The sequence below is a fragment of the Catenulispora sp. GP43 genome (assembly GCF_041260665.1).
In the GTDB taxonomy this organism is placed as follows: domain Bacteria; phylum Actinomycetota; class Actinomycetes; order Streptomycetales; family Catenulisporaceae; genus Catenulispora.
Window position 1 is genome coordinate 214,337 of record NZ_JBGCCT010000016.1, and the last position, 24,302, is coordinate 238,638.

The following is a 24,302-nucleotide window of genomic DNA, read 5'->3' on the forward strand; positions in this document are numbered from 1 at the left end:
CTCAGCCGCCGCCCTACCCCTGACGGCGCGCCGGATCCACCAGGATCCTGAGCCACCGCTCGGTGTGCGCGACATGCTCGGCCGCGTGGTGCGCCGCGGCCGCGGGGTCGCGGTCGGCCAGGGCGGTGGCGATCGCGCGGTGCTCCTCGTCGCTGCGGTGCTTGATGGCCGGGCCCTCGGGGAGCTCGAACACCTGGTAGGCGCGGGCTCGGCCGCGGAACACCGCGAGCAGGGACTCCAGTGCGGTGTTGCCGCCGGTCTGGGCGATGACCGAGTGGAACTCGAAGTCGAGGCGGTAGTGCAGTTCCAGGGCCTCGGGGGTGAAGGGCTCCTCGATGGCCTCCATGGCCTCGATCAGGCCGAACAGCTTGCGTTCGGCCTCGCGGGACAGGCGGGCCGCGGCCTGGCCGGCGACGTAGGACTCCAGGACCCGCCTGATCTCGTACAGCTCCAGCAGGCCCGCCGGCGGCAGCAGCTCGACCGTAAGCGACAGGCTGCCGATGATCTCCGCGGGCTCCAGGCTGGAGACGTAGGTGCCGGAGCCGTGCCGCGGCTCGACGATGTGCAGCGCGGCCAGCATCCGCACCGCTTCGCGCAGCGAGCCGCGCGAGACCTCCAGCTCTTCGCAGAGCTCTCCTTCCAGCGGCAGGCGCGCGCCGGGGCCCAGCCGGCCGTCGGCGATCATCCGGCGGATGCCGGTGAACGCCCGGTCCACGGCCGTTCTGGCCTCCGGTTCGGCGGTCATGGCCACACTCCCTCGCTCGCCGTGTGCTGCCCGAGACATTAAACACCACGTCGACTCTCCGGGAAGTCATTAGATGACTTTGGATCGCCGTCCGATGGCAGATCGAAGCATCTGCTGGTGAGTCGCCGATCGGCCATTGCCTCGCGCACCGCCTGCTGCTAGCTTCTCCGCAAGTCATTAGATGACTTGAGGAAGTCATCTAATGTCTCGCGATCCCAGACGCCCTGACGCCCAGATGCCCACAGATGGAGCCTCATGCGCACCGCCTCCACCGCTCTCCCAGCGCCCAAACCGCTGTCCCTGCCGGACGGACGCCCGGCGGCCGGCGCCTGGACGCTGGACCCCGCCATCAGGCACCTGAACCACGGCTCCTTCGGGGCGGTCCCCGTCGCGGCCCAGCTCGTCCAGGACCGGCTGCGCCGGGAGATGCTGGCCTCGCCGGTGGCCTGGTTCTCCGGCCTGGCCCGGCGCGTGGCCGCGGCGCGCGCCGAGATCGCCGAGTCGCTCGGCCTGGACCCGGACGACACGGTGCTGGTCCCGAACGCGAGCGCCGGGGCCAGCACGGTCTTCGCCGGCCTGACCCTCCCGGCCGGCGGCCAGGCGGTGGTCACCGACCACGGCTACGGCGCCGTCACCATGGGAGCCCGGCGCCTGGCGCGGCGGTACGGCGGCGAGGTCCGCACCGCGCACGTACCGCTCGACGCCGACGAGCGCACCGCGTTCGAGGCGGTGGCCGCCGAGCTGTCGGATCGGACCGCGCTGATCGTCGTGGACCACATCACCTCCCCGACCGGCCGCCGGATGCCGGTGGAGCTACTCGGCGTCGAGGCGGCACGGCGCGGTGTCCCGCTGCTGGTCGACGGCGCCCACGCCCCGGGCCTGCTCCGGACCCCGCTGGCCGGCCTGGACTGCGACTTCTGGATCGGCAACCTGCACAAGTTCGCCTGCGCCCCGCCGGGAGCTGCGCTGCTGGTCGCGCGCGGCCCGCTGCGCGAAGGTCTGTTCCCGCTGATCGATTCCTGGGGCGCCGAAGACCGGTACCCGGCCCGCTTCGACTCCCAGGGCACCCTGGACGCCTCGGCCTACCTCGCGGCGAGCGCCGCGTTCCGGTTCGTGGAGAGCACCTGGGGCTGGGACACGGCGCGCGACTACATGACAGAGCTCGCCGACTTCGGCGCGGCCGTGATCGCGCAGGCCTTCACCGCGCTCACCGGACAGGACCACACGGCCGAGGTCGGCATGCCGGTGCCCGCGCTGCGGCTGGTCCGGCTGCCCGACGGCCTGGCCTCGACCCGAGAGCAAGCCGACGCGCTGCGCGATCGGGTGGGCCGCGAGCTGGGGGCGGCGACCGCGTTCACCGCGTTCGCCGGAGTCGGCTACCTGCGCTTGTCAGCGCATGTCTACAACACGGCCGCTGATTACGAGGACTTCGCAGAACGCTGCGTTCCGGCACTGGCCCAGTGGGCCCGGGCCTAAGCACCACCTGCTCCACAGCACATCGAGTTCCACAGCACATCGAGTTCCACCGCACATCGAGCTCCACCGCACATCGAGCTCCACCGCACATCGAGCTCCAAGGCACATCGAGGCGTATCCCCATCCAGAGAGGAACCCCCCATGCCAGACCTCACTCGTCGCAGTCTTCTGCGAGCCTCCGGCGCCGGCCTGTTCGCCCTCGCCGCGGGCCAGACCCTCTCGGCCTGCTCCGGGGACGGCGGCAGCACCGCGTCCTCCGGCGGCGGCGCGGCTACCGGCAAGATCACCGTGTGGTCCTGGACCACCGCCGCCGCGGCCCTGCGCGGCATAGTCCCGGCGTTCCAGAAGGACAACCCGGGGATCACCGTCGAAGTCCAGGACGTCGGCAACCCGGCGATCTGGGACAAGATCACGGTCGGTCTGGCGGCGGGCGGTCAGGGCCTGGCCGACGTGCTGCACATCGGCTGCGACTACCTGCCCGGCTATCTGGAGAAGTTCCCCGGCGGCCTGGCCGACCTGTCGGCGCTGGGCGCCGACGCGCACAAGGACGAGTTCGCCAAGGGCCTGTGGCCCGTCGTCTCGGGCAAGGACGGCCACGCTTATGCGCTGCCGTGGGAGGTGAACCCGCTGGGCTTCTTCTACCGCAAGGACATGTTCGACAAGGCCGGCATCGACCCGACCGGGTACCAGACCTGGGACGACGTCCTCGCCGACGCGGCGAAGTTCAAGGCCGCCAACCCCGGCGTCTACCTCATCGGCATCGACAAGCCCGCCGCGTCCTCGCCGGACTGCGACTTCCTCCAGTCCCTGATGCAGTTGCAGGGTGCCTTCTACTTCGATCTCCAGGGGAACATCACCCTCGGCTCCGCGCAGTCCATCAACGCTCTGACGGTGATCAAGCGGCTGAACGACGCCGGCCTCGTCGGCGACGCGGCCGGCGACCACGGCTGGAGCAACCTGATGAAGGCCGGCAAGCTGGCCGTGGCGCCGTACCCGGCCTGGGCCGTGCACTACCTGGAGACCACGTTCCCCGACCAGAGCGGCAAGTGGCGGCTCACCAAGCCGCCCGCGGTGACGGTCGGCGGCAAGCGCTCGGCCATCGTCAACTCCACGCATCTGGCCGTCGCCAACAGCAGCCCGCGCAAGCAGGCGGCGTGGAAGTTCGTCGAGTACGCGCTGACCAAGCCCGCGTCGATGAACGCGATGTTCGGTGCCGGAGGCGTGTTCCCGGCCCTGACGGCCGCGTACAGCGACCCGCTGTATCAGAAGCCGGATTCCTTCTACGGCGGCCAGGCTCCGCTCCAGGTCTTCACCGGGCTGCTGACCGACGGCGCCGACGCGACCAACTACTCCGGCGACTACGCCCGCGCGCTCCAGCTGGCCAGCGACGCGCAGGTGCGGGTCTTCCTCAAGGGCGCCGACCCGGCGACCGAGCTGCGCAAGGCCGCGACCCAGCTGGCGCAGCAGACCGGCCGGAAGATCGCCTCGTGACCGCCGATCTCGGCGCCGACCGGGCCGGGCCCGACCTGGTGCCCGCAGTGGTCCGGGTCTCCTCCCCGCCACCGCGGCGCCGGATCTGGACCCGCCGCAAGCTGGTTCCCTATTTCCTGCTCGCCCCCGCACTGCTGACGTTCGCCGTCTTCAAGGCGTATCCGATCCTTGATTCGCTCTGGATCTCCACGACCAGCGGCGCCGGAAACGCCACCCACAGCGTCGGCACGGCGAACTACCAGCGCCTCATCCACGACCCGCTGTTCTGGCAGGCCCTGCGCAACACCTTCGAGATCCTCATCGTGCAGGTCCCGCTCATGCTCGCGCTGGCCCTGCTGCTGGCGCTCGGCGTCAACTCCGCCTACGTCCGCTGGCGCCCGATCTGGCGGCTGGGGCTGTTCATGCCCGCGGTCACCGGCCTGGTCGCCACCGGCGTGATGTTCGGCTTCCTGCTGAACAAGGACAACGGCGCGCTGAACTGGCTGCTCAACGGAGTGGGCCTGGGCAAGGTGGACTGGCTGGGCAGCGGCAGCGGTGCGCGGATGGCCGTCGTCCTGGTCCTGACGTGGCACTACACCGGCTACAACGCCGTCATCTACCTGGCCGGGCTGCAAGGCGTCCCGCGCGATCTGTACGAGGCGGCGATGGTTGACGGCGCCGGGGCGGTGCGCAGGTTCCGCTCGGTCACGGTGCCGGCGCTGCGGCCGATCATCCTGTTCACTGTCGTGCTCTCCAGCATCGGCACGCTCCAGCTGTTCGACGAGCCCTTCATCCTCACCCGCGGCGGCCCCGACAACGCGACCCTGACGGTGTCGATGTACCTGTACGAGAACGGCTTCCACTACTTCGACTTCGGATACGCCTCCGCCATCGCCTACGCGCTCACCCTGCTCGTCGTGATCCTCGGCGTGGCCCAGATGCGGCTGATGGGAGACCGCGAGAAATGAGCAGATCCAGAGTGCGGGGCTGGCCGCTCACGCTCGTGATCGCCGCTGTCGCCGGACTGTGCGTGGCGCCGATCTACTGGCTGGTGGTGGCGGCCACCCAGAAGGACTCGGATATCTTCGGCAGCACGCCGAAGTGGCTTCCGGGCGGCAACCTGCTGGCGAACCTCGAGGACCTGAACGCCAAGATCGGGCTGTGGCGGGTGCTCGGCAACTCGCTGGCGATCGCCACGCTTCAGACCCTCGGTGGCCTCACCATCGCACTGCTGGCCGGCTACGCCTTCGCCAAGTTCCGGTTCCGGGGCCGCACCGTCCTGTTCGGCCTGCTGCTGTCCACGCTGGTGGTCCCGGACCAGGTGATGCTGGTCCCGCTGTTCCGGATGATGATGTCGTTCCACCTGCTCGACAGCTACCAGGCGATCGTGCTGCCGGGCCTGTGCGTGCCGTTCGCCATCTTCATGATGCGCCAGGCGCTGTCCGGGCTGCCCGACGAACTGCTGGACGCCTCGCGGGTCGACGGCGCCGGCGAACTCAGGGTCCTGTTCAGCATCGTGGTGCCGGTCATGCGGCCGTTCCTGGCGGCGATGGCGGTGTTCTTGTTCCTGGGCTCGTGGAACTCCTTCGTCTGGCCGTTGATCGCGCTGCGGCAGCCGGACATGCTCACGCTCCCGGTGGCCCTGGCGACGCTGCACGGCCAGGAGAGCAACACCGATTACGGCGCGATCCTGTCCGGGACGGCGGTCTCGACCGTGCCGATGATGATCCTGTTCCTCGTCCTCCAAAAGCAGTTCATCTCCGGCCTGCTGGCCGGCGCCACGAAGGGATAGCGACCTGTGATCACGACGGAAGTCTGGGAGCCTTACGCGGAACCCATCGCAGGGCCCGTACAGCAGCTCGAGTGCGGCGGGCTCGCCTTCAGAACCACGGCCGAGGAAAGCACCGCGCGGCTCGTCGGCGAGGGAATCATCGAACTCATACTCACCGGCGCCGGACCTGTGCGCGCCGAGTGGCGGTTGCCGTGCGTTGACGTCACCGCGCTGTGGACGCCGGACACGATGGCCGGCAAGGGGATTCCGGCCGCGTGGTCGGCGCCGAAGGAGGTCTCGCTGTCGCGCGGCGCCCCGATCGCGTCCCTGGTCGGAACCGGCGACGTGGGCCGCTGTACCTTCGCCGCGGCCGAGATCGACGTGCTGGCCGCCGGGGGAGTGTTCGAGGAGACGGGAGAGTTCCGGTTCTGGGTGCAGGCGCAGGGCCGGCTGACGCTGCGCGTGGACGTCTCCGGCCGGCACTACGCACGCTGCCTGGCCGACCTGACCGCGTGGTGGCTCGCCGGACGGACCGTGAACATCCCGGCGACGGCGCGCAGGCCCGCGTACTCGACGTGGTACTCGATGCACCAGGACGTGACACCCGAGGCCGTCGAGGAGCAGGCCCGGCTGGGCAAGGAGCTCGGCCTGGACCTGATCATCGTCGACGACGGCTGGATGACCCTGGACCGGGGCCGCGGCTACGGCCACACCGGCGACTGGGAGCCGCTGTCCCTGCCGGACACCGCGGCACACGTCGCGCGCGTCCACGATCTCGGTGTCGAGTACATGCTCTGGTACGCGATTCCCTTCATCGGCAAGGAGAGCACGGTCTGGGAACGCTTCCAGCCTTACGCCCTCAGCCGCGCCGAGTCCCTGGACGCGATGATCGTCGACCCGCGCTACCCGGCCGTCCGCACCTACCTGGCCGACCGGCTGTGCCGCGCGGTCGAGGAGTGGGGGATGGACGGCCTGAAGATCGACTTCCTGGACTGGTTCGCCCGCGAGGCCGCCCCGCCGGCCGGCCCCGAGGCTGACTGCCCGACGGTGTCCGGAGGCGTGGACAAGCTGCTGGGGGAGATCCGCACCCGGATCTCGGCCGTCCGCCCGACCGCGCTCGTCGAGTTCCGGCAGCCCTATGTCAGCCCCGGCCTGTGGCCGCACGTGACGATGCTGCGCGCCACGGACTGCCCGCTCAGCGGCCTGGACAACCGCCAGCGGACCACCGACGTACGCCTGGCCGCCGGCCCGGTCCCGGTCCACGCCGACATGCTGATGTGGCATCCGGCCGAACCCGCGGAACAGGTGGCGTGCCATCTGATCAACGTGCTGTTCGCGGTGCCGCAGATCTCCGTGGACCTGTCGACCTTGACGCCGGAGCAACGCGAAACCCTGGTCTTCTGGCTCGGCATCTTCCGCCGCTACGAGGAGACGCTGCAACTCGGCGCCTTCGAGCCGGCCCGCCCCGACCTCGGCTACCCGCTGATCCGCGCCCACGACGCGCGGGTGCAGATCGTGGCCCGCCACGCCGCCCTGCCGGTGTCCGCCGCCGGCACATGGGACGAACTGCTGGTGGCGAACGCGGACACCGATCCCTGGGTCCGTCTGACCGACGGCAGCGGAAGAGCCACGGCGCTCGTTCGCGATGCGCGCGGCAGATCGGTCTGGGAGGGGCGGGTCGAGCTCGGCGTCCCGGGTGGCGCGATCGTCGAGGTGCCGCGCGGCGGCTTGGCCTACCTCATACGGTGAGCTGCATACAGACCAGGTGCTCGCGGTGGTCCCACGAGTCGGTGATGACGAAGCCGATTCGTTCGTACAAGGCGATGGCCTCGGTCCGCCAGCGCCACACGGAGAGCCGTACGGTACCCACGCCGCTGTCTGCGGCGTGGGCCAGCGCGGCTTCGAGCAGCCTGGTCGCGACGCCACGGGAGCGGAACCCGGGGTCCGTCCAGAGCCGCTTGATCTCCGACCGCCCATCGGCGGCGGCGGTCACCACCAGGCAGCCCACGGCGGTGTCCCCGCTCACGGCGACCAGCACAGCGTCGTCGATGAACGCGGTCCGCGGGTCCGAGACCTCTGCGCGGTATTTGTCCGGCAGTTCGGAGATCTCTGTTGCGGACTCGCCCTTCTCGGCTTCCGTCCGGAGATGGTAGGCGGCGAGCAGCGCTGACAAGCCCTTCTCCACGGATGGGGCCTGGCCGGGCCAGCGGACGACGGCGACCTCGCCTTGATCGAACATGGCCTCAGCATCGCATGGCGCGCACGCGATGGTGCCCCGGCCACAGGATTTCCTTGTGGCGGCCACCAGGACTTTCTGATTCCGGACCGCCGCCGGCGACTGCCACCATCGATCACGGCGCTCGGGCCACGGGGCCGGTGATGACGATGGAAGGACATTGCGATGTCGGAAGTGCAGCGGGACCTCCAGGGCAAGGTCGCCCTGATCATCGGTGGCAGCCGCAACCAGGGTGCGGCGTTCGCCGAGAACATCGCCGCGCGCGGTGCGACCACCGTGATCACCTACGCCAACAACGACGCGGCCGCGCAGGAGACGCTGGTGTCGCTGGAGAAGCACGGGGTCACGGTCGAGGCGATCCGCTCCGACGCCCGGCGCTCGGACGACGTGAACGCGCTGTTCGAGGGCGTCGTGGCCCGCCACGGCAAGCTGGACATCGTCGTGCACACCCCGGGCGCGGTGATGAAGAAGCCGCTGGCGGAGTTCACCGACGCGGACTTCGACCACCTGATCGACCTGAACACCCGCTCGGCGTTCAACACGCTGCGCGCGACGGCCCGGCACATCGCCGACAACGGCCGCTACGTGGTGCTCTCGACGACCCTGACCTCCATCATGACCGGCCCCTACGGCCTGTACTCGGGGTCGAAGGCGGCCGTGGAGCGCATGGTGCTGGCCCTGTCGAAGGAACTCGGCGCGCGCGGCATCACGGTGAACGCGGTGGCCCCCGGCCCGATCGACGACGACTTCTACCAGCACGCTGAGACCCCCGAGTCGATGGCGGCGGCGGCGAACCACAGCCCGCGCGGCCGGCTGGGCCGGCCCTCGGACGTCGCGCCGGTGGTCGGCTGGCTGGTCAGCGACGAGGCGGGATGGGTGTCGGGGCAGACGGTGCGGGCGAACGGCGCGATGTTCTGATCGGTCCGGCGCGGATCGCTCCCGGCACAGGTCCCTCCGGCGCGGATCGGCCCCGCGCGGATCGACCCGTCGTAGATCACCCGCCGGCGGCTATCGTCGGCGTGTGATCGACGACATCAGCCTGCGCAATCTGCGGTCCTTCCTGGTCGTGGCACAGGAGTCGAGCATCAGCCGGGCGGCGGCCCGGCTGCACGTCACCCAGCAGACGCTGTCGCACCAGATCCAGAACCTGGAGCGGGCCCTCGGCGCCACGCTGCTGGTCCGGACCTCGCGCGGGGTGCGCCTGACGGCCGCCGGCGAGCAGCTGACCGCCGGCGGCCGGCCCCTCATGGCCGACGCCGAAACGCTCTACAGCGCGGTCCGCGTGGCGGCCGCCGGTCGCGTGGGCCGTCTGCGAATAGCGACGGCATCGCACCCGACGACCCAGCTCGCGATCGAGCTGGCGAACACCATCGAGGCCGAGCACCCGGGCTTCGACGTCGAGATCCGCACGGTCCTGCGACCGGTCGAGGCGATGGCCGAACTCCACGCGGGCACCTCGGACGCGGCACTGCTGTGGCTGCCCACCGGCGACCCGGACCTGCACACGGCCGCGTTCCGCAGCGACGCGCGGGCCGTCCTGCTGGCCGAGGGGCACCGGCTGGCCGGCCGTCCGTCGGTCACCCTGGCCGACCTGGCGGACGACCCGGTGGTGATCGTGGACGCATTCGGCTCCCCGGCCGTCCAGGCCCACCGCCTGGCCGACCCGCGCCCCGACGGACGGCCGGCGGTGCGCGGACCGGTGGTGCAGACCCTCGAGGACTGCTTGACGCAGGTACGCCGCGGCCACGGCGTATGGTTCGCCCCGGTCGCCATGGCCGAGTGGGCGGTGTGCCCGGGCGTGGCCCTGGTGCCGGTGACGGATCTGGAGCCGGCGGAGCTCGCCGTGGCCTGGACGGATGCGGCGCCGCGCGAGTTGGTGGATCGCCTGGTGCGGGCGACCCGCAGGGTTGTGTGTGGTTGAGCGGGTGAGCCGTTTGTACCGTCAGCAAATGGCTGGCTGCCAGCTGCCAGTTGTCTGCTGTCTGCTGTCCGCTCTCCGCTGTGCCGCGTGCGGCGCCAGCTCGCCGGCGACCGACTCAGGCGATGAGCAGGCGCACGCCAAGCTCTGCCGCGTCGAGATCGACGAGCCCGTGGTTGCGCTCGGCCCACCTCCCCGACGCGAGGTCCTCGGCCAGGCTGCGCACCGCCCGCCGTTCCGCGTCCGCGCCGACCCGGGCCCAGATCGACATACCGCGGCGGATCTCCTCGTCCAGGTACGCCTCGGGACGGCGCCAGTAGGCCTCATAAAAGCCGTCGGCGCAGTCCCAGGGGATGAGCACCGGCTCCACCCGGGCCCCGATCGAGTCGGCCAGGTCGGTCAGCGCGGGCCGGCCGATGAGCAGGTCCGCGCGTTCGGGTACGTAGTCGCGGTCCAACCAGAACGTGTCGAGGGCGCTGAAGTCCTTCGTGAACACCACCACGCGGCGTGCGACACGGCGCATCTCCCGCAATCCGGCGAACGGGTCCTGCCAGTGGTCGATGGTGGCGAAGGCCATCGCGGCGTCGAAGGACTGGTCGGGGAACGGAAGGCTCTCGGCGAAGGCGTCGATGCACGGAGCAGCATCCGCGGGACGCTGCGCCCGCATGACCGCCGAGGGTTCCACCGCGGTGACATCGCGGTCGCAGGGCTCGTAGGAACCAGTGCCCGCACCGACGTTCACCACAGTCTGCGCATCGCCGAGCGCGGCCCAGAGCTGCGCCGCGATGCGCGGATCGGTGTGCCGCGTCGTGGAGTAGGTGGTTCCGATGGTGTCGTACAGCTGCGCACGTGACATCAGGCTGCCTCCGTCTCATAGGCCATCTCACACTCAACCACGCGGCATACCCACCTGCTCGAACGGCTGCGTCAGCTTGAGCTTCCGCAGCCGCACGGCCCAGGCCCGCTTCTCGGCCGCGGTGAAGCGCTGCGGATCGACGACGCGGGCCTGCGACTCCTCGGAGACCTCGTGCGAGACGCCGTCCTCGCCGAGTCGCAGCCACGCCTCGCGGCGCGCGCTCCAGACCGGCAGGAAGCGGCGCCAGTGCTCACCGCCGTCGATCGACGACTCCCAGACCAGCGCACGGCACAGCCGGCCGGTGACGGGATTGCCGAGGTAGGACTCCATCCAGTCCTCGTATGTCAGCGTCCGTTGATCCTTCATGAGCTGCTTGAGGCGGAACCGCTCGGCGTAGACGACCGTGCGCAGGCTCGCTGCGACGCTCGCGGCATCGTGGAGGTCCTCCGCGCGCACACCTGACGGCTGCGTGGACAGCCGTTGGCCTGTCGGGTGGACGTAGAACAGGGTGACGGTGCCGTCGGCGTCGAGCTGGATCGTCGCCGTGTAGCCGTGGCCGAGCTCGATGACGCGCAGCCCGTCCCGGTCGAGATCGAAGGTCTCGGCCTGCCATTCAGGGACGTCGGCGCGCGAGAGGTGGGCCTCGTCCAGCGTCCGGTCGAGTTCGCGGGAGGCGGCCCGGCGGACGTCGCCGAGCTTCGCCTCCGCCCTGATCCGCCGCAGCGCCGGCAGCGCGCGCTCACCGCCGATCCCGCCGAGCGCCTCGACCGCGGTGACCGCGACGGAGCGGTACTCCCGGCCGCGCCCCGGCTCGCCGTACAACTCGGTGATGCGGATGAGCAGCGGGACGGCGTCGGCGGGCTCGGTCAGCCCGAGCGCCCACACGACGCTGCGCACGAACGGGACGCGATGGTCGGCCCGCGGGTCGTCGAACGGCGTCTCGCGCAGCGCGATCGCCCGCAGAGCGCCGACGCCCGCGGCGTTGTCGGCGAGCAGCGAGGCCATCTGCTCGCGCCAGGGAGCTGGCGGCATCAGGCCGTGCAGGGTGTCGCAGAGGTCGAGGACCTGCCTGACGGCCGGTGCGTCGGCGGCCTGGCCGAGGATGTGCCGCAGGGCTTCGTCCTGGTCCCAGTTCGGGACGGCGACCGGCTTCGGGGCGGCGACCGGCTTCAGGAGGTCGACCGGAAACGGGACGGCTTCCTCGATGCCCAGCCGTGGCTCACGTCCAGACGATGCCGACACCGAGCCGCTCGTCTTTGGTTGGGAACCAGCCTCCGCGCCCTTGCGCCGGAACAACTTCCCGAGAAGACCATCCTGCCCCATTGCCCGCCCCTGATCCCGAGTCCGCCACCACAGCGTACGAGCAATCGCCATCGCACACACGGCGATGCCCCTGGCAGATCGTGCTGCCAGGGGCATCGCTCAGCTGTACGGCTCAGCTCTATAGCTCAGCTCTATAGCTCAGCTGTATCGCTCAGCTCTATCGCTCGGGGGCGGCGCCGCGGGGTCGGGCCCGGCCGGCGCGCGCCGGGTTACTTCTTGGCGTCGGCCTTCGCCGGCCGGGTCTGGCGCTCGGCCTCGGCCTTGCGGCGGGCGGCGGCGATCTGCAGGCGGGCGGTCAGGACTTCGGCGTTCATCGTTGACTCCTCATGGATCCATCGGATCTTTTCTCGCTTCGCCTCCCATTCTAAGGCATCCGACGGCTAGCCTTGACCAATTAAAGGTGAACGCTGTCACAGAGGGCGGATTCAAAAGTTTCCCGGGCCGCCCGCGGCGGTTCAGCCGAACCGCAGCCGCCCGACCGTGTTCGGCGTGAGTTCCCCGAACCAGATCGACCCGGCCTGCTCGGCCTGGACGTCGCAGGGGTACGACGCGGACGACGGCGCCCACCACGCCCGGGTCCGTCCGGTGGCCGGGTCGATCATGCCGATCTGGTTGCCGAGGCCGGCGGCGGTGGGAAAGGCCAGCGCGAAGTACATGTCGCCGTCGCTGCCCTGGGTGATCGGGCCGGGCAGCGGCAGCGGGTTGCCGAGCGAACCGTGGACCAGGTCGCCCTCGACGGTGTCGAGCAGGCCGCCGACGCTGAACAGCGGGTACTCCCGGATCGCGCCGGTGGCCGGACTGATCCGGGCGATCTTCATGCCGAGCGACTCGCTGACCCAGATCGAGCCGTCCCTGGCCGTCCACACCCCGACCGGGAAGGACAACGCCGTCGGCATCGTGTACCGGGTGAACCTGTGCGTGAACACGTCGAGGGTGACCACAGCGTTCTGCTGCGGCAGATCCATGACGACGGTGTTGCCGGGGCCCGGCTTGATGATGCCGAACAGCGCCTGCACCTGCCCCAGGATCTCCCCGGGCACCGGGTACTCGGCGAAGGAGCGCGTCGCGGGGTCGAAGCGCCCGATGGCGTTCAGGCCGCCCAAGGTGAACCACAGCGCGCCATCCGGCCCGGCCGTGATGTCGTTGGCCAGACCCAGCCCCAGATGCAGCGGCAGGCCGAGGGCCGAGGTGTTCAGGGCGTTCAGCCAGGGCAGCTGGAACTCCTGCATGCTGCCGTCGGCGGTGTTCACGCGCAGCAGGGCATTGCCGGTCACCTCCGGCATCCACAGACCGCCGTCCGGACCGATGGCCATGCCACCGGGTACCGACAACGGCATCGGCGTGTTGTATTCAGTGAACGTGCCCGCCGCCGGGTCGAACCGCGCGACCTGACTGCTCAGATACTGCTCGACCCACAGCTTTCCACCGCCGTCGAAGTGCGTCTCGCACACGCCACTGAGCGGGATGGACGGCAACGGGCCGTACTCGGTGACCGGGCCGTCCGCCGACGCCGGCACGATACCGGCGGCCGTGACCACCGCCCCGACTCCGACGCGGGCGAGGGTTCTGCGGATCCGCTTCCGGAAACGTGCCGATGCAGCCATGATTGCTCCCGAAATCGGTCAAAGTGGGCAGAGAGAATCCTCCTCCACGCGACTTCTGATTCCGGCGACGACACGCGACGGGATCGCATTATGATCACCTCGTCCGCAGCTGCCGGCCCGCATGACTCCGCCCCTTGGGAGACCTGAACTATGAGCGTGGCCACGAGTGCGGCATACCCGGTCCCGGACGCCCGGGCCGAGGTCTTCGTCGGCCGCCACCGTGAGTGCGACCTGCTCGCTGCGTGTGCGGGGAAAGTGCGCGACGGCCAGGCGTGGCTGGCCGTGGTCGAGGGCGAGGCCGGTATCGGCAAGAGCGCCCTCGTACGCCGGCTGGCCTCCTCGCTGGAGGACTTCACCGTCCTGTGGGCCGCCGGCGACGCCTCCGAGACGGACCTGCCCGGCGGCGTCATCAGTCAACTGATACGGCGGGTGGACCACGACCTGGCGGCGCCGTTCCCGCTGCTGGCGCTGCATGGCGCCGGCGTGGCGTCGGCCAACGCCGTTGCCGGGCAGCTGCTGCTTCTGCTGGGCGTGCTGCAGGAGTCCAAGGGGCCGGTCGCGATCGTTGTCGACGACGTCCACTGGGCCGATCAGCTGTCGGTGCAGGTGCTGGGATTCGTCCTGCGCCGGCTGTGGGCCGACCGGGTGTTGACCGTCCTGGTGTCGCGATCCGAGGAGGAGGACACCGTCGGGACCCTGGACCGGCTGGTCCGGTCCCTGGAGCGGGCCGTCAGCGTCGAGATCGGCGGGCTAGGCGAGGACGACGTCGCGCTGGTGGCCCGGCGGCTGCTCGACGTGCGCCTGGCTCCGCAGCTGGTCGAGCGCCTGCACAGCTACACGAAAGGCCATCCCCTCTACCTGCGTACGGTCCTGGCCGAGGTGCCGGTCCAGACCCTGCGCGACGAGACGGCGCAGCGCTGGCCGGCTCCGCGCACGCTCCGAGCGAGTATCAGAACCGTGCTGGAGCAGCTCCCTGCGGACTCCGTGGCCCTTCTGGAGGCGATGGCGGTGCTGGCCGCCCGCCTGCCGCTCGCGACCGTCGCGCGGGTCGCCGGGACGCCCGATCCGGCCAAGGCGCTCGGCCCGGCGTTGCGGGCCGGGCTGGTCCGCTGGTGGCCGGAGGAATCGCAAAGCCCTGTCACCCTGGTCCACGCCCTGCAGCGGGACGCCGTCTACGACGCGATCGACCCCGAACGCCGCCACGCCCTCCACCTCGCCGCCGCCGGCGTGGTCCCCACCGGCGCGGCCTGGGCGCACCGGGTCGCGGCAGCGGTTTCCGTCGACCCGGGGCTCGCCGCCGAGCTGGAACAGTCCGGGACGGCCGAGGCCGCCGCCGGGCGCAACGCCCTGGCAGCCACCCGCCTGCAGTGGGCCGCCGAGCTCTCCGAAGCGCGCGCGGACCGGGAGCGCCGGCTGCTGACCGCCTGTGCCCAATCGCTGCTCACCATGCGGCCGGTGGCGGCCATGACGATGCGTCCCCAGGTCGAGGACTGCGCGCTGAGCCCGTTGCGCGGCTGCGTTCTGGGCGTCATGGAGATGCTCTCCGGACGCTTCCCCGCCGCCGAGGCCCGCCTCACCGAAGCCTGGCGCGAAGCGCTCGCCGAACCGGAGCCGGGCTGGGTCGCGGTCCTCGCCGGGACGTTCCTGGCCACCATCATGATCCGGGACGGCCGGGGCGCCGAGACCGCCGAGGTGGCCGCCCGGACCCTGGCCGTCGGCGATCTCGACCCCGCGACGACCGACCTGACCCGGACGATGCTCGCCACCGGCGTGCTGTGGGACCAGGGGCCGCGCTCCGCGCTGCGGCGGCTGGACCACCTGCCCGCCGAGGCCACCGAGGCGCCGAACGACCAGCTCGACTCGCTGGCCACCCGGGGTGTCTGCAACCTGTTCCTGGCCCGGATACCCGCGGCGCGCGCCGATCTGGCGGCGGTGGCGCTGCGCGACCGGCAGGGCGCCGGCTCGAAACTCGGCCATCTGTCGCTAGCGCTGCTGGCGGTGGCGGAATACGTGGCGGGCGACTGGAACGCCGCGGAGTCGGCAGCCGATCGGGCGCAGACGATCGCCGCCGCCCAGGACCACGTGTTCGGCGACGCCGCCGCCGGGTTCGCGGCCGTGTGCGTCCTGGCGGGCCGCGGGCGGTGGGACGAGGCCCTGGCCCAGATCGACACCCTGGACCGGATGAACCGGGCCTTCGGGTCGCCGGCGGCCGAGACGGTGTTCTGGGCGATGGCCGGGACGGTGCTGGCGCAGGCCCGGGCGGACCCCGCGGCCATGCTCAGGTCGTTGGAGCCGTTGCTGGATCGCGGGACCGACGGCGCGCAGGAGCGGATACGCCTCCGGTACAAGCCTTTCTGGCTGTGGCAGCAGTCGCTGCTGGCCGAGGCGTTGATCGGCGTGGGCGAACTCGAAGCGGCGGAGCAGGCCATCGACGCACTCGTCCGGGAACACGACGGCACGGGCTACCTGCGGCTCGTCCTGGCCCGCCTCGGCGGCCACCTGGCTGAAGCACAGGAGCGGCCGGGCGACGCGCTGGCGATCTACGGACAGGCTGTCGCCGAGGCGGCCGAGGCGGCCGAGACACCCGCTGCCGACGACGACGACGCGCCCTTCTTCCGCGCGCTGCTGGAACACCGGTATGCACGACTGCTCGTGGCGACCGGCTCGGGCTCCCGGCGCGAGGCCGCACGCTGGTTCAGATCCGCCCACGACCGGTTCAGCGCGCTGCGCGCCACGCCGTTCCTCGAACGCTGCGACGCGGACCTGGCGGCGATCGGCCTGACCGCCCTGGGCCGGACCAGCAGCCGCGTGCTCGCCCTGACCGAGCGGGAGCTGTCGGTGGCCCACCTGATCGTCGACGGGCGCACGAACCAGGAGGCCGCGGCCGAGCTCTACGTCAGCCAGAAGACGGTGGAGTACCACCTGTCCAACATCTACGCCAAGATGGGCATATCGTCGCGCCGGCAGCTCGGCGAGGCGCTGCGGACCGAGTAGCCGCAGCCCTCCGGAGGAGCGGACTAGGGTCGGACCCTAGGGTGCCGGAGGGCCTCTGGTTGGTTCCCTGGAGGGGATGGCCGACTACTTCCCCGCCGGAATCCGATCCCGCCGGGTTCCGCTCACCGGCCGGGGCGAAGAACTGCGGGCGCTGACGGATCTGCTGGCCGGCGTGCGCGAGGGCATGAGCTCGGCGCTGGTGCTGGTCGGCGAGGCCGGCGTCGGCAAGACCAGGCTGCTGGACCACGTGGCCGAGACGGCGGCCGGGGTGCACGTCGTGCGCGCGGCCGGCGTCGAATCCGAGGCGCGCCTGGGCTTCGCGGCCCTTCACGGCCTGCTGCGTCCGTTCCTGGACGGCCTCGGCGCGCTGCCCGCTCCGCAGCGTGAAGCCCTCGCCTCGGCGTTCGGGATGCTCGCCGGGCCGCCGGCGGACCGTCATCTGGTCGGCATGGCGACCCTGACCCTGCTGGCCGGAGCGGCCTCGGCACAGCCGCTGCTGTGCCTGATCGACGACGTGCACTGGCTCGACCGGGAGTCCCGCGACGCGCTGGCGTTCGTCGGCCGCCGCCTCGGCGCCGACGCGATCGGCTTCGTGCTGGCCGGCCGCGAGGAACCGGCCGGGCTGCGGGCCTTCGAAGGGCTCACGGTGTTGCCGGTCCGCGGTCTGGGCGAGGCCGACGCGCACGAACTGCTCGCGCTGTTCGTCGCCGGGCGGCTGGACCCGGCCGTGGCCGCGCGCATCGTCGCCGATACCGGCGGCAATCCCCTGGCGTTGATCGAGAGCATCGACGCGCTCAGCCCGGCGCATCTGGCGGGGACCGCGCCGCTGATCGGCCCGCTCCCGGTCGGGGACAGCCTGGAGGCCCACTTCGGCCAGCTGGTTGAAGGATTCCCCGAAGAGACCCGGACCTTCCTGGTATTGCTGTCGGCCACGCCCCCGCAGGACCCGCTGCTGCTGTGGCGCGCCGCCGCCGAACTCGGCGTGCCCGCCGAAGCCGCCGACGCCGCGATGACGACGGGCGTCCTCAAGCGCGGCCCGCTCATCGAGTTCCGCCACCCGCTGATCCGCTCGGCCGTCTATCGCGGAGCCGACGCAGCCGAACGCCGCCGGGTCCACGCGGCGCTCGCCGCGGCCAGCGATCCGGTCCGCAGTCCCGAGCGCCGGGCCTGGCACCGCGCCGAGGCGACGATCGGGCTCGACGACGAGGTGGCCGGCGAACTCGACACCGCCTCCGAACTCGCCCGCGCCCGAGGCGGCTACGCCGAGCGGGCCGCGCTGCTGGCCAAGGCGGCGCAGCTGTCGGTCGCCGGCCGGGGCGTCCGGCTGGTCGAGGCCGCCCGCGCGCACCTGATGCTCGGGGACCCGGCCGCCGCCAAGGCGATGCTCGACCAGGCCGAGCCCTTCCTGGCCGCCGACGATCCGGTGCTCCGGGCCCGGGCTATGCAGACCAGGGCCACGACAGACATCTACTTCGAACGGATCGGGGGAGTGCTGCCCCGGATGCTGGACGCGGCCGACATCGTCGCCGGCGCCGATCCGGCCCTGGCCCGGTCGATTCTGATGGAGGGGCTTCTCGGGGCCCTGTGCGGGGATCCCGATCCGGTCGCGCCGAAGAGTTTCGGTGCGGCGGTGCTGGCTTCGCCGGCCGTGCGGTCGGTCGCACCGACCAGTGCGGACCTGCTCCTTCAGGGTTTCGCTCTGCGCGCCGACGGCGACTTCCCCCGGTCGGCGCCGCTGTTGAGGGCGGCCTTGGCGGCCATGGGCCGAGACCGCGAGGTGATCGAACAGGGCGTTCGCCCGGCGACGCTGGCCCTGTACACCGCCGAGGAAGTCTGGGACGACGTCGGCGGGCACGAGGCCGCCGTGCTCGCCGAGGAGAACGAGCGCCGTGTCGGCGCGTTGGGCGCGCTGCGCTTCACGCTGGTGGTCCGGTCCTCGTGGGAGCTGCGCGCCGGCCGGTTCGCCGCGGCCACGGCGTGCCTGGACGAGGCCGAGGACCTCGCGGCCGTCGTCGGCGAGCCTGTGCCGGGGCCCGCCTACCGGGTCGAGCTGTCGGCGTGGAGCGGCCAGGAGAGGCAGGCCCGCGCCGCCGCGGACGAGCTCGTCCGCGGCCTGGCGAGGCCCTACGCGAACGGCGGGCTGGAGGACTGGGCCCGGAACTGCCTGGCTGTGCTGGACATCAGCCTCGGGCGCTACGCCGAGGCCCTGTCCTGCGCCCGCGTGGCATTCGAGAACGACAACGCGGGGGCCGCGCACCGGGCCCTGCCGGACCTCATCGAGGCCGCCGTGCGCTGCGGCGACCACCGGACGGCGAAGGACGCCCTGCGCCGGTTGGCGGAGCGCGCGCCGGCGTCCGGCACGCCCTGGGCTCTGGGCCAGCTGGCGCGCGGCAGGGCCCTGATGGCGGACGACGACCAGGCCGAGGCCTTCTTCGCCGAGTCCGTGGCGCAGCTCGGCCGCGCGCGGATCCGGACGGAGCTGGCCCGGACCCACCTGCTCCACGGCGAGTGGCTGCGCCGGCGCAGGCGACGCGCCGACGCCCGGGCCGAGTTGCGGACCGCCTACGACATGTTCGCGCAGATGGGCGCGGCGGCCTTCGCCGAACGCGCCCGGGTCGAGCTTCTGGCGACCGGCGAGCGCGCCCGGAGCCGGACCGGACCGGCCGGCCACGATCTGACCCCGCAGGAGCGGCGGATCGCCGGGCTGGCGGCCTCGGGGGCGACGAACTCCGAGATCGCGACCCGGTTGTTCATCACCCAGTCGACCGTCGAGTACCACCTCAACAAGGTGTTCCGGAAGCTGGACATCACGTCCCGGCGGCAACTGCGCACGGTCCTTCAGTGAGCTCGCGGCAGGCGCCGTTCACCGCTTCCGTGCCGTCGCACGCTCGCGGCTGACGCCGCCCCAGACCCCGTGCCGCTCACCGGATTCCGCGGCGAAGCGGGCGCACTGTTCGCGGACCACGCAGCCTTGGCAGATTTCGCCGGCCGCCCTCTCCCTCTCCATCCGAGCCGTGCCCCGCTCGCCTGTCGGGGAGAAGAACCGGGCGCTCTCCAGGCCACGGCAGGCCGCGGACTGCTGCCAATCCCAAAGTGCGGCGAGTGGCCGCGTCCTCGCCGGCTTCACGTATCGCGCCCGCGCCGCAGGATCTCGGCGATCTCGATGGCGCGGCGGGTCTGGAACTGGACGGCGGCCAGCTCCAGCTCGCCGGGCGGGATCGCGCCGTTGTCCGAGATGTGGCTGGCGCCGTAGGGGTTGCCGGCCTGGAACTGGATCGGGTCCGCGTAGCCGGGCGGGACGATGATGCAGCCCCAGTGGTAGTAGGTGTTGTTCATCGCGAGGATCGTGGACTCCTGGCCGCCGTGCGCGGTGGCGGTGGAAGTGAACGAGGATCCGATCTTGTCGACGAGTCGGCCCTGGCCCCACAGCGGTCCGGTGGTATCGATGAACTGCTTGAGTTGCGCGGCCGGCAGCCCGAAGCGGGTCGGCGAGCCCAGGAGGATCACGTCGGCCCACTCCAGATCGTCCAGGGCGGCCTCCATGATGTGTTGGGTGGTCGCGACATGCTCGGACCAGCCCTCGCTCGTGGCGATCGCCTCATCGGGCGCGAGTTCGCGGACCTTGCGCAGCCGTACTCGGGCGCCGGCCTTCTCAGCCTCCGTGGCCGCGGCCTTGGCCAGCTTGAAGACGCTGCCGGTGGCCGAGTAGTAGATGACTGCGACGTTGACGGGGGTTTCCATGAAACGCGGTCCTTCCAAAGGAGTACAGGTGGTGCGGGGCCGCACCGCCGATCGGCGCTGCGACCCCGCGGTAGTGCCGGTCGAGTGCCTCAGCCGGTCGCGTCGGCGGCCTCGACGATGAGGTCCTCGGCCCGGTCGGGGTGGGAGACCATGACCGCGTGCGAGGCGTTCGGGACGACGACCGTGTGGGCGCCGGCCCGCTTGGCCATGAACTTCTCGGTCGCGGCCGGGATCGCCTGGTTGGCCCCGGCGACCAGGTACCAGGACGGGATGGTCTTCCAGGCCGGGACGCCGCTGGCGCCCTGGAGGGCGGCCAGTGCCACCGGGCGCTGTTCGGCCGCCATCAGGTCGGCGGTGGACGCCGGGACGTCCGCGGCGAAGACCGCGCGGAACTTCGTCTGGTCGACGTATCCGTCCTCGCCGCCGCCGCCGGTGACCGAGTACGGCCGGACGACCAGCGCCGCACCGAGCTGGCTGCCCGGGTTCATCCCGGTCAGCCCCAGCGCGCTCTCGCCCTGGTCCGGGGCGAACGCGGCGATGTAGACCAGGGCTTTGACATTGGCGTGCCCGACCGCGGCGTTGGTGATGACCGCGCCGCCGTAGGAGTGGCCGACCAGGATCACCGGTCCGGGGATGGTGCTCAGGATGCTGGAGACGTAGGCCGAGTCGCTGTCCAGTCCGCGCAGCGGGTTCGCCGCCGCGATGACCGGGTAGCCGTCGTGTTCCAGGCGGGTGATGACACCGTTCCAGCTGGAGGAGTCGGCGAAGGCGCCGTGGACCAGCACGACCGTGGGCTTGGGGCCGTGGTGCCTCGGCGCGCCGGCCGCGCTCTGTCGGCCTGCCGGGATCGGCGGATTCGCCGGCGCGGCCGAAGCCGAGGCGACAGCCGGGACCAGGAGAGCCGCGACAGCCAGCACGGCCGGCAGCGTGGCCCGCTTGCGGGCCCAGCGGTGCGGATGCGCCGCCGAGGGCGGGGTTTCAAGCATGGTTCTGCCTTTCTCCGTCTCAGGCGGTCGGCGGCGGTCCGGCGACGCGCAGGTGGAAGGGGTCCGCGGAGGCGAGGATGCCGCCGATGTCGAAGGGCGCGGGCTCCTCGTCGAGGCGGGTCGCGGGCGTCCCGTTGGCGCTGAACCACTCCTCGATGCGCGAGGGGCTGAACACGACGGCCAGCCGGGCGCTCTCCGAGCGGACCAGGTAGCTGTGCGGGACGCCGCGCGGCCCGTGCGCGATCTGGCCGGTGTGCAGGTCCAGGCGCTTGTCGTCGACGAAGAAGGAGACCTCGCCGTCCAGGACGATCCAGACCTCGTCCTCATCCTCGTGGGCGTGCAGCGGGGGCGCGTGGCCGGCGGTGTCCAGGAACTCCATGACGCTCAGGGCGCCGTTGGTCCTGCTGCCGGGCACCAGGAGCCGGCTGCGGCCACCGAGGAACCAGAAGGGTTCGGATTCGGTGCCGGGGAACGTGTCGTCGGGGAACGGGGGGAGCATTTACTTGTCTCCCTTCAGGAAGGTGAGGAGGATCTGCGCCATCTCCGCCGGGTGTTCCTCGTACATCCAGTGGCCGGAGTCGGGGACGACGACGCCGGTGACGTTCTTCGCGTACTTGCGGACCTGGTCGGGCACGAAGCTGCCGAGGCTGCCCGAGGCTCCGATCGCCAGCACCGGCATGGTGAGCTTGGTCTTCTGGTAGACCGCGTCGTTGGCCATGTCCTGCGGCAGGGTGCGGAACCACTGGAAGCTCGCTTCCAGGTGTGCGGGGTCCTTCAGATAGCTGGAGAACACCGCGATGTCGTTCGGGGTGACGGCGCCCTTGACGACTTCGAGGTCGTCGATGAACTTGCTCGTCCACAACTCCTCCCGGCCGGTGATGAGCTCCTCGGGCAGGCCGTTGGTGAGCGCGAAGAACCCGAAGTGCCAGGCGCCGGGGCCGTCGGCGGTGAGCGAGGGGAAGGTGTAGATGCTCGGGTCCGGGATCGGTGCCTCGCTGAGCACGAGCTTGGTGACGTCCCGCGGATAGGCGGCGGCGTAGGAGTAGGCCACCATCGTTCCGATGTCGTGGCCGACCAGCCGGATGTCCTTGTCGTGCCCGATCCCGACCAGCAGGCCGTGGATGTCGGCCGCGAGGTCCTTCTTGTCGTAGCCGGTCGCCGGGGCGTCGCTGCGGCCCGCGCCGGGCAGGTCGGGGGCGATGACCGTGTAGTGCGCGGCGAGCGCCGGCATGACGTCCCGCCACTCGTACCAGGTCTGCGGGTATCCGTGCAGCAGGACGAGGGTCGGGCCGTGGCCGCCGATCACGTAGTCGATGCCGGTCGTGCCGACCCGGACCTTGTGCTCGCTGAACCCGGCCGGCATGTGTTCGCCCGAGGACGCGGCCGGCGGGGACGTCGTGGCCTGCGCGGTCCCGGTGCTGATCGTGGTGGCGGCCAGCCCGAAGGCCGAGGCCACGGCCAGGGTGAGCATGACGCCCGGCCGGAAGACGGCATGGAGGTGCTTCACAGAGTGCTCCAGAGGGTGTGAGACGGGTGTTACAGGGTGCTGATCAGACCGCCGTCGATGACGACGTCCGAGCCGGTGATGTTCGCGGCCCGGTCGCCGGCCAGGAACAGGACGACGTCCGCGACCTCCTCCGGCCGGGTGAACCGGCCGGTGACGGCGTCGCCGGCGGCCTGCTCGGCGACCGCCCCGGCGGTGCTGCCGGTGGCCTTCGCGACGGTCGCCGCGACGCCCTCGTCGGCCAGCCACAGGCCGGTGGCGACCGGTCCGGGGCTGACGGTGTTGACGCGGACGCCCCGCGGGCCGACCTGCTTGGACAGCGCCTTGCAGAAGTTGGACAGCGCGGCCTTGGCGGCGCTGTAGTCGATGACGAGCGGGTCGGGCAGGAAGGCGTTCACGGAGCTGACCGTGACGACCGCCCCGGCGCCCCGCTCCACCAGGTGCGGCAGTGCAGCCCGGGTGGTGCGTACGGCGGCCAGGAAGTTGACGGCCAGCGTCGCGTCCCAGTCCTCGTCGGTCACCGCGAGGAAGCCCTCGACCCGCGGCCGGACCGCCCCGACGTTGTTGACCAGGATGTCCAGGCCGCCGAAGGCGAGGACAGCGGCCGCGACCAGTTCGGCCGGGCCGTCCGGCGCGGTCAGGTCCAGCTCGACCGCCAGGACCCCGCCGCCGGCGACGAGTCCCTTCAGCTCGGGGGTGATCTCCCGGGCGCCGGCCACCACCCGCGCGCCCTCGGAGACCAGGGCTCGGGTCACGGCCAGTCCGATGCCGCGGCTCGCGCCGGTGACGACCGCTGTCTTGCCGGTCAGATGCAGGTCCATGCTCACATCCCCTGCCGGCGCAGCCAGTCCAGGGCGGTGCCGGCGACCTCGCGCCAGCCGCCGTCGATGGTCAGCGAGTGCCCGCGGTCGGGGAAGTCGGTGATGTCGGTGACCGCCTCGGAATGCCGGTACTGCTTGAGCGTCGCGCGGGTCACCGCCTCCGGGACGGTGTGGTCCTTGCCGCCGGTCATGAGCAGCAGCGGGCCGCGCGCGGCGTTGGCGGTGTCGACCTTGGCCGGCGAGTGCGGGTTGAAGTTCGCGGCGGCCGCCTCGAACAGCGGCCGGCCCGGGGCCGGCATCGTCCAGCGCTCGTACAGCGCGGAGGACTCCTCGGCGGTCAGCGCGTTGCCGAAAGCGAAGCGGAACTGCTCGGCGGTCAGTGATACGGCGCGGTGCTTGTTCGCCGGGTTCTTGAACACCGGCAACGTGGCGCGCAGTGCGGACAGCGGCAGCGGGAGCACGCCCTTGATCTGCGCGGCGTCGATCGCGACCGCGGCGGCGGCCAGGTCCTGGCCCAGCAGCTTCTGCGCGATCATGCCGCCGAAGGAGTGCCCGATCAGGATGGGCGGGACCGGCAGCCCTCTGATGATCGCGGCGTAGTGCTCGACGACGTCGTCGATGCCGTGGTCGGCGATGCTCTCGGGGTTGGCGCGGGCCTCCTCGACGGTGTCGGGGTCGCCGGGCCAGCCTGGGGCGGACGGATCGTAGCCTTCCTGCCGGAACAGGTCGATCCACGGCTCCCAGGACGTGGCGTGCAGCCACAGTCCGTGGATGAACAGGACGGGGGTCGGAGTCGTCGGTGTGGTCATGGCGAAAGCACAACACGCGGGGTGTGGCCTTCGAACCGTGGAAAGACC

At 71.5% G+C, this 24,302-nt stretch carries 20 protein-coding genes and 1 pseudogene; 9 read left to right on the top strand and 12 right to left on the bottom strand.

Annotated features, from left to right (window positions below):
• Nucleotides 1-13: 13 nt before the first annotated feature.
• Complete coding sequence (locus ABH926_RS29825; protein ID WP_370369178.1) at nt 14-745, bottom strand: FadR/GntR family transcriptional regulator; 732 nt, start codon at nt 743-745, stop codon at nt 14-16.
• A 255-nt stretch (nt 746-1,000) separates the two neighbouring features.
• Here ABH926_RS29825 and ABH926_RS29830 point away from each other — a divergent pair, with 255 nt between their 5' ends.
• From ABH926_RS29830 to ABH926_RS29850, 5 genes are all read left to right on the top strand, one after another.
• Nucleotides 1,001-2,221, top strand: coding sequence for an aminotransferase class V-fold PLP-dependent enzyme (locus ABH926_RS29830; RefSeq protein WP_370369179.1), 1,221 nt, complete (start codon nt 1,001-1,003; stop codon nt 2,219-2,221).
• A 141-nt stretch (nt 2,222-2,362) separates the two neighbouring features.
• Complete coding sequence (locus ABH926_RS29835; protein ID WP_370369180.1) at nt 2,363-3,712, top strand: sugar ABC transporter substrate-binding protein; 1,350 nt, start codon at nt 2,363-2,365, stop codon at nt 3,710-3,712.
• A 47-nt stretch (nt 3,713-3,759) separates the two neighbouring features.
• Entirely contained in the window at nt 3,760-4,659 is a 900-nt protein-coding gene (locus ABH926_RS29840) for a carbohydrate ABC transporter permease (RefSeq protein WP_370369227.1), read from the top strand.
• Complete coding sequence (locus tag ABH926_RS29845; protein ID WP_370369181.1) at nt 4,656-5,483, top strand: carbohydrate ABC transporter permease; 828 nt, start codon at nt 4,656-4,658, stop codon at nt 5,481-5,483. The genes ABH926_RS29840 and ABH926_RS29845 overlap by 4 nt, the downstream gene beginning before the upstream one ends.
• Nucleotides 5,484-5,489: 6 nt before the next feature.
• Entirely contained in the window at nt 5,490-7,211 is a 1,722-nt protein-coding gene (locus ABH926_RS29850; protein ID WP_370369182.1) for a glycoside hydrolase family 36 protein, read from the top strand.
• On the opposite strand, the gene ABH926_RS29855 is transcribed toward ABH926_RS29850, so the two are convergent.
• Nucleotides 7,201-7,701 (bottom strand): GNAT family N-acetyltransferase, encoded by a 501-nt coding sequence (locus tag ABH926_RS29855; RefSeq protein WP_370369183.1) that lies wholly within the window; start codon nt 7,699-7,701, stop codon nt 7,201-7,203. The genes ABH926_RS29850 and ABH926_RS29855 overlap by 11 nt on opposite strands.
• A gap of 162 nt (nt 7,702-7,863) precedes the next feature.
• Here ABH926_RS29855 and ABH926_RS29860 point away from each other — a divergent pair, with 162 nt between their 5' ends.
• A complete protein-coding gene (locus ABH926_RS29860; RefSeq protein ID WP_370369184.1) occupies nt 7,864-8,616 on the top strand; it encodes an SDR family oxidoreductase in 753 nt (250 codons plus the stop codon).
• 103 nt (nt 8,617-8,719) lie between these two features.
• Nucleotides 8,720-9,619, top strand: a complete 900-nt coding sequence (locus tag ABH926_RS29865; protein ID WP_370369186.1) for a LysR family transcriptional regulator — start codon at nt 8,720-8,722, stop codon at nt 9,617-9,619.
• Between the two features lie 115 nt (nt 9,620-9,734).
• Here ABH926_RS29865 and ABH926_RS29870 read toward each other — a convergent pair.
• The 3 genes and pseudogenes from ABH926_RS29870 to ABH926_RS29880 form a co-directional block, all read right to left on the bottom strand.
• A pseudogene (locus tag ABH926_RS29870) lies at nt 9,735-10,463 on the bottom strand (class I SAM-dependent methyltransferase); the annotation flags it as partial.
• Nucleotides 10,464-10,505: 42 nt separating this feature from the next.
• The gene (locus ABH926_RS29875; protein WP_370369187.1) at nt 10,506-11,714 is read right to left on the bottom strand and encodes a DUF4132 domain-containing protein; all 1,209 of its coding nucleotides are present in this window, start codon (nt 11,712-11,714) and stop codon (nt 10,506-10,508) included.
• 536 nt (nt 11,715-12,250) lie between these two features.
• On the bottom strand, nt 12,251-13,399 hold the full coding sequence (locus ABH926_RS29880) for a hypothetical protein (RefSeq protein ID WP_370369189.1): 1,149 nt from the start codon (nt 13,397-13,399) through the stop codon (nt 12,251-12,253).
• 150 nt (nt 13,400-13,549) lie between these two features.
• Between ABH926_RS29880 and ABH926_RS29885 the strand changes: the two genes are divergently transcribed.
• Both ABH926_RS29885 and ABH926_RS29890 read left to right on the top strand, forming a co-directional pair.
• The gene (locus tag ABH926_RS29885; protein ID WP_370369191.1) at nt 13,550-16,393 is read left to right on the top strand and encodes an AAA family ATPase; all 2,844 of its coding nucleotides are present in this window, start codon (nt 13,550-13,552) and stop codon (nt 16,391-16,393) included.
• A gap of 76 nt (nt 16,394-16,469) precedes the next feature.
• On the top strand, nt 16,470-19,238 hold the full coding sequence (locus tag ABH926_RS29890; RefSeq protein WP_370369192.1) for an AAA family ATPase: 2,769 nt from the start codon (nt 16,470-16,472) through the stop codon (nt 19,236-19,238).
• Between the two features lie 18 nt (nt 19,239-19,256).
• On the opposite strand, the gene ABH926_RS29895 is transcribed toward ABH926_RS29890, so the two are convergent.
• The 7 genes from ABH926_RS29895 to ABH926_RS29925 all read right to left on the bottom strand — a co-directional run bounded on the left by ABH926_RS29895 (nt 19,257) and on the right by ABH926_RS29925 (nt 24,254).
• Entirely contained in the window at nt 19,257-19,520 is a 264-nt protein-coding gene (locus tag ABH926_RS29895; protein ID WP_370369193.1) for a WhiB family transcriptional regulator, read from the bottom strand.
• Nucleotides 19,517-20,134, bottom strand: a complete 618-nt coding sequence (wrbA, locus tag ABH926_RS29900; protein WP_370369194.1) for an NAD(P)H:quinone oxidoreductase — start codon at nt 20,132-20,134, stop codon at nt 19,517-19,519. Before wrbA ends, ABH926_RS29895 begins: the two co-directional genes overlap by 4 nt.
• An 89-nt stretch (nt 20,135-20,223) precedes the next feature.
• Complete coding sequence (locus ABH926_RS29905) at nt 20,224-21,120, bottom strand: alpha/beta fold hydrolase (RefSeq protein WP_370369195.1); 897 nt, start codon at nt 21,118-21,120, stop codon at nt 20,224-20,226.
• Nucleotides 21,121-21,139: 19 nt separating this feature from the next.
• Nucleotides 21,140-21,619 carry a cupin domain-containing protein gene (locus ABH926_RS29910; RefSeq protein ID WP_370369197.1) on the bottom strand — a complete coding sequence of 160 codons (480 nt, stop codon included), beginning with the start codon at nt 21,617-21,619 and terminating at the stop codon, nt 21,140-21,142.
• Nucleotides 21,620-22,627, bottom strand: coding sequence for an alpha/beta fold hydrolase (locus ABH926_RS29915; RefSeq protein WP_370369198.1), 1,008 nt, complete (start codon nt 22,625-22,627; stop codon nt 21,620-21,622). It abuts the gene before it with no gap.
• Nucleotides 22,628-22,656: 29 nt separating this feature from the next.
• A complete protein-coding gene (locus tag ABH926_RS29920) occupies nt 22,657-23,445 on the bottom strand; it encodes an SDR family NAD(P)-dependent oxidoreductase (RefSeq protein ID WP_370369199.1) in 789 nt (262 codons plus the stop codon).
• A 2-nt stretch (nt 23,446-23,447) separates the two neighbouring features.
• Nucleotides 23,448-24,254: an alpha/beta hydrolase gene (locus ABH926_RS29925; protein WP_370369200.1), complete on the bottom strand. Its 807-nt coding sequence runs from the start codon at nt 24,252-24,254 to the stop codon at nt 23,448-23,450.
• Between the last annotated feature and the right edge of the window lie 48 nt (nt 24,255-24,302).

Coding starts and splice junctions, on each gene's coding strand:
- ABH926_RS29825 (WP_370369178.1), bottom strand. CDS start 745: ATGACCGCCGAACCGGAGGCCAGAACGGCCGTGGACCGGGCGTTCACC.
- ABH926_RS29830 (WP_370369179.1), top strand. CDS start 1,001: ATGCGCACCGCCTCCACCGCTCTCCCAGCGCCCAAACCGCTGTCCCTG.
- ABH926_RS29835 (WP_370369180.1), top strand. CDS start 2,363: ATGCCAGACCTCACTCGTCGCAGTCTTCTGCGAGCCTCCGGCGCCGGC.
- ABH926_RS29845 (WP_370369181.1), top strand. CDS start 4,656: ATGAGCAGATCCAGAGTGCGGGGCTGGCCGCTCACGCTCGTGATCGCC.
- ABH926_RS29855 (WP_370369183.1), bottom strand. CDS start 7,701: ATGTTCGATCAAGGCGAGGTCGCCGTCGTCCGCTGGCCCGGCCAGGCC.
- ABH926_RS29860 (WP_370369184.1), top strand. CDS start 7,864: ATGTCGGAAGTGCAGCGGGACCTCCAGGGCAAGGTCGCCCTGATCATC.
- ABH926_RS29880 (WP_370369189.1), bottom strand. CDS start 13,399: ATGGCTGCATCGGCACGTTTCCGGAAGCGGATCCGCAGAACCCTCGCC.
- ABH926_RS29885 (WP_370369191.1), top strand. CDS start 13,550: ATGAGCGTGGCCACGAGTGCGGCATACCCGGTCCCGGACGCCCGGGCC.
- ABH926_RS29890 (WP_370369192.1), top strand. CDS start 16,470: ATGGCCGACTACTTCCCCGCCGGAATCCGATCCCGCCGGGTTCCGCTC.
- wrbA (WP_370369194.1), bottom strand. CDS start 20,134: ATGGAAACCCCCGTCAACGTCGCAGTCATCTACTACTCGGCCACCGGC.
- ABH926_RS29905 (WP_370369195.1), bottom strand. CDS start 21,120: ATGCTTGAAACCCCGCCCTCGGCGGCGCATCCGCACCGCTGGGCCCGC.
- ABH926_RS29910 (WP_370369197.1), bottom strand. CDS start 21,619: ATGCTCCCCCCGTTCCCCGACGACACGTTCCCCGGCACCGAATCCGAA.
- ABH926_RS29920 (WP_370369199.1), bottom strand. CDS start 23,445: ATGGACCTGCATCTGACCGGCAAGACAGCGGTCGTCACCGGCGCGAGC.
- ABH926_RS29925 (WP_370369200.1), bottom strand. CDS start 24,254: ATGACCACACCGACGACTCCGACCCCCGTCCTGTTCATCCACGGACTG.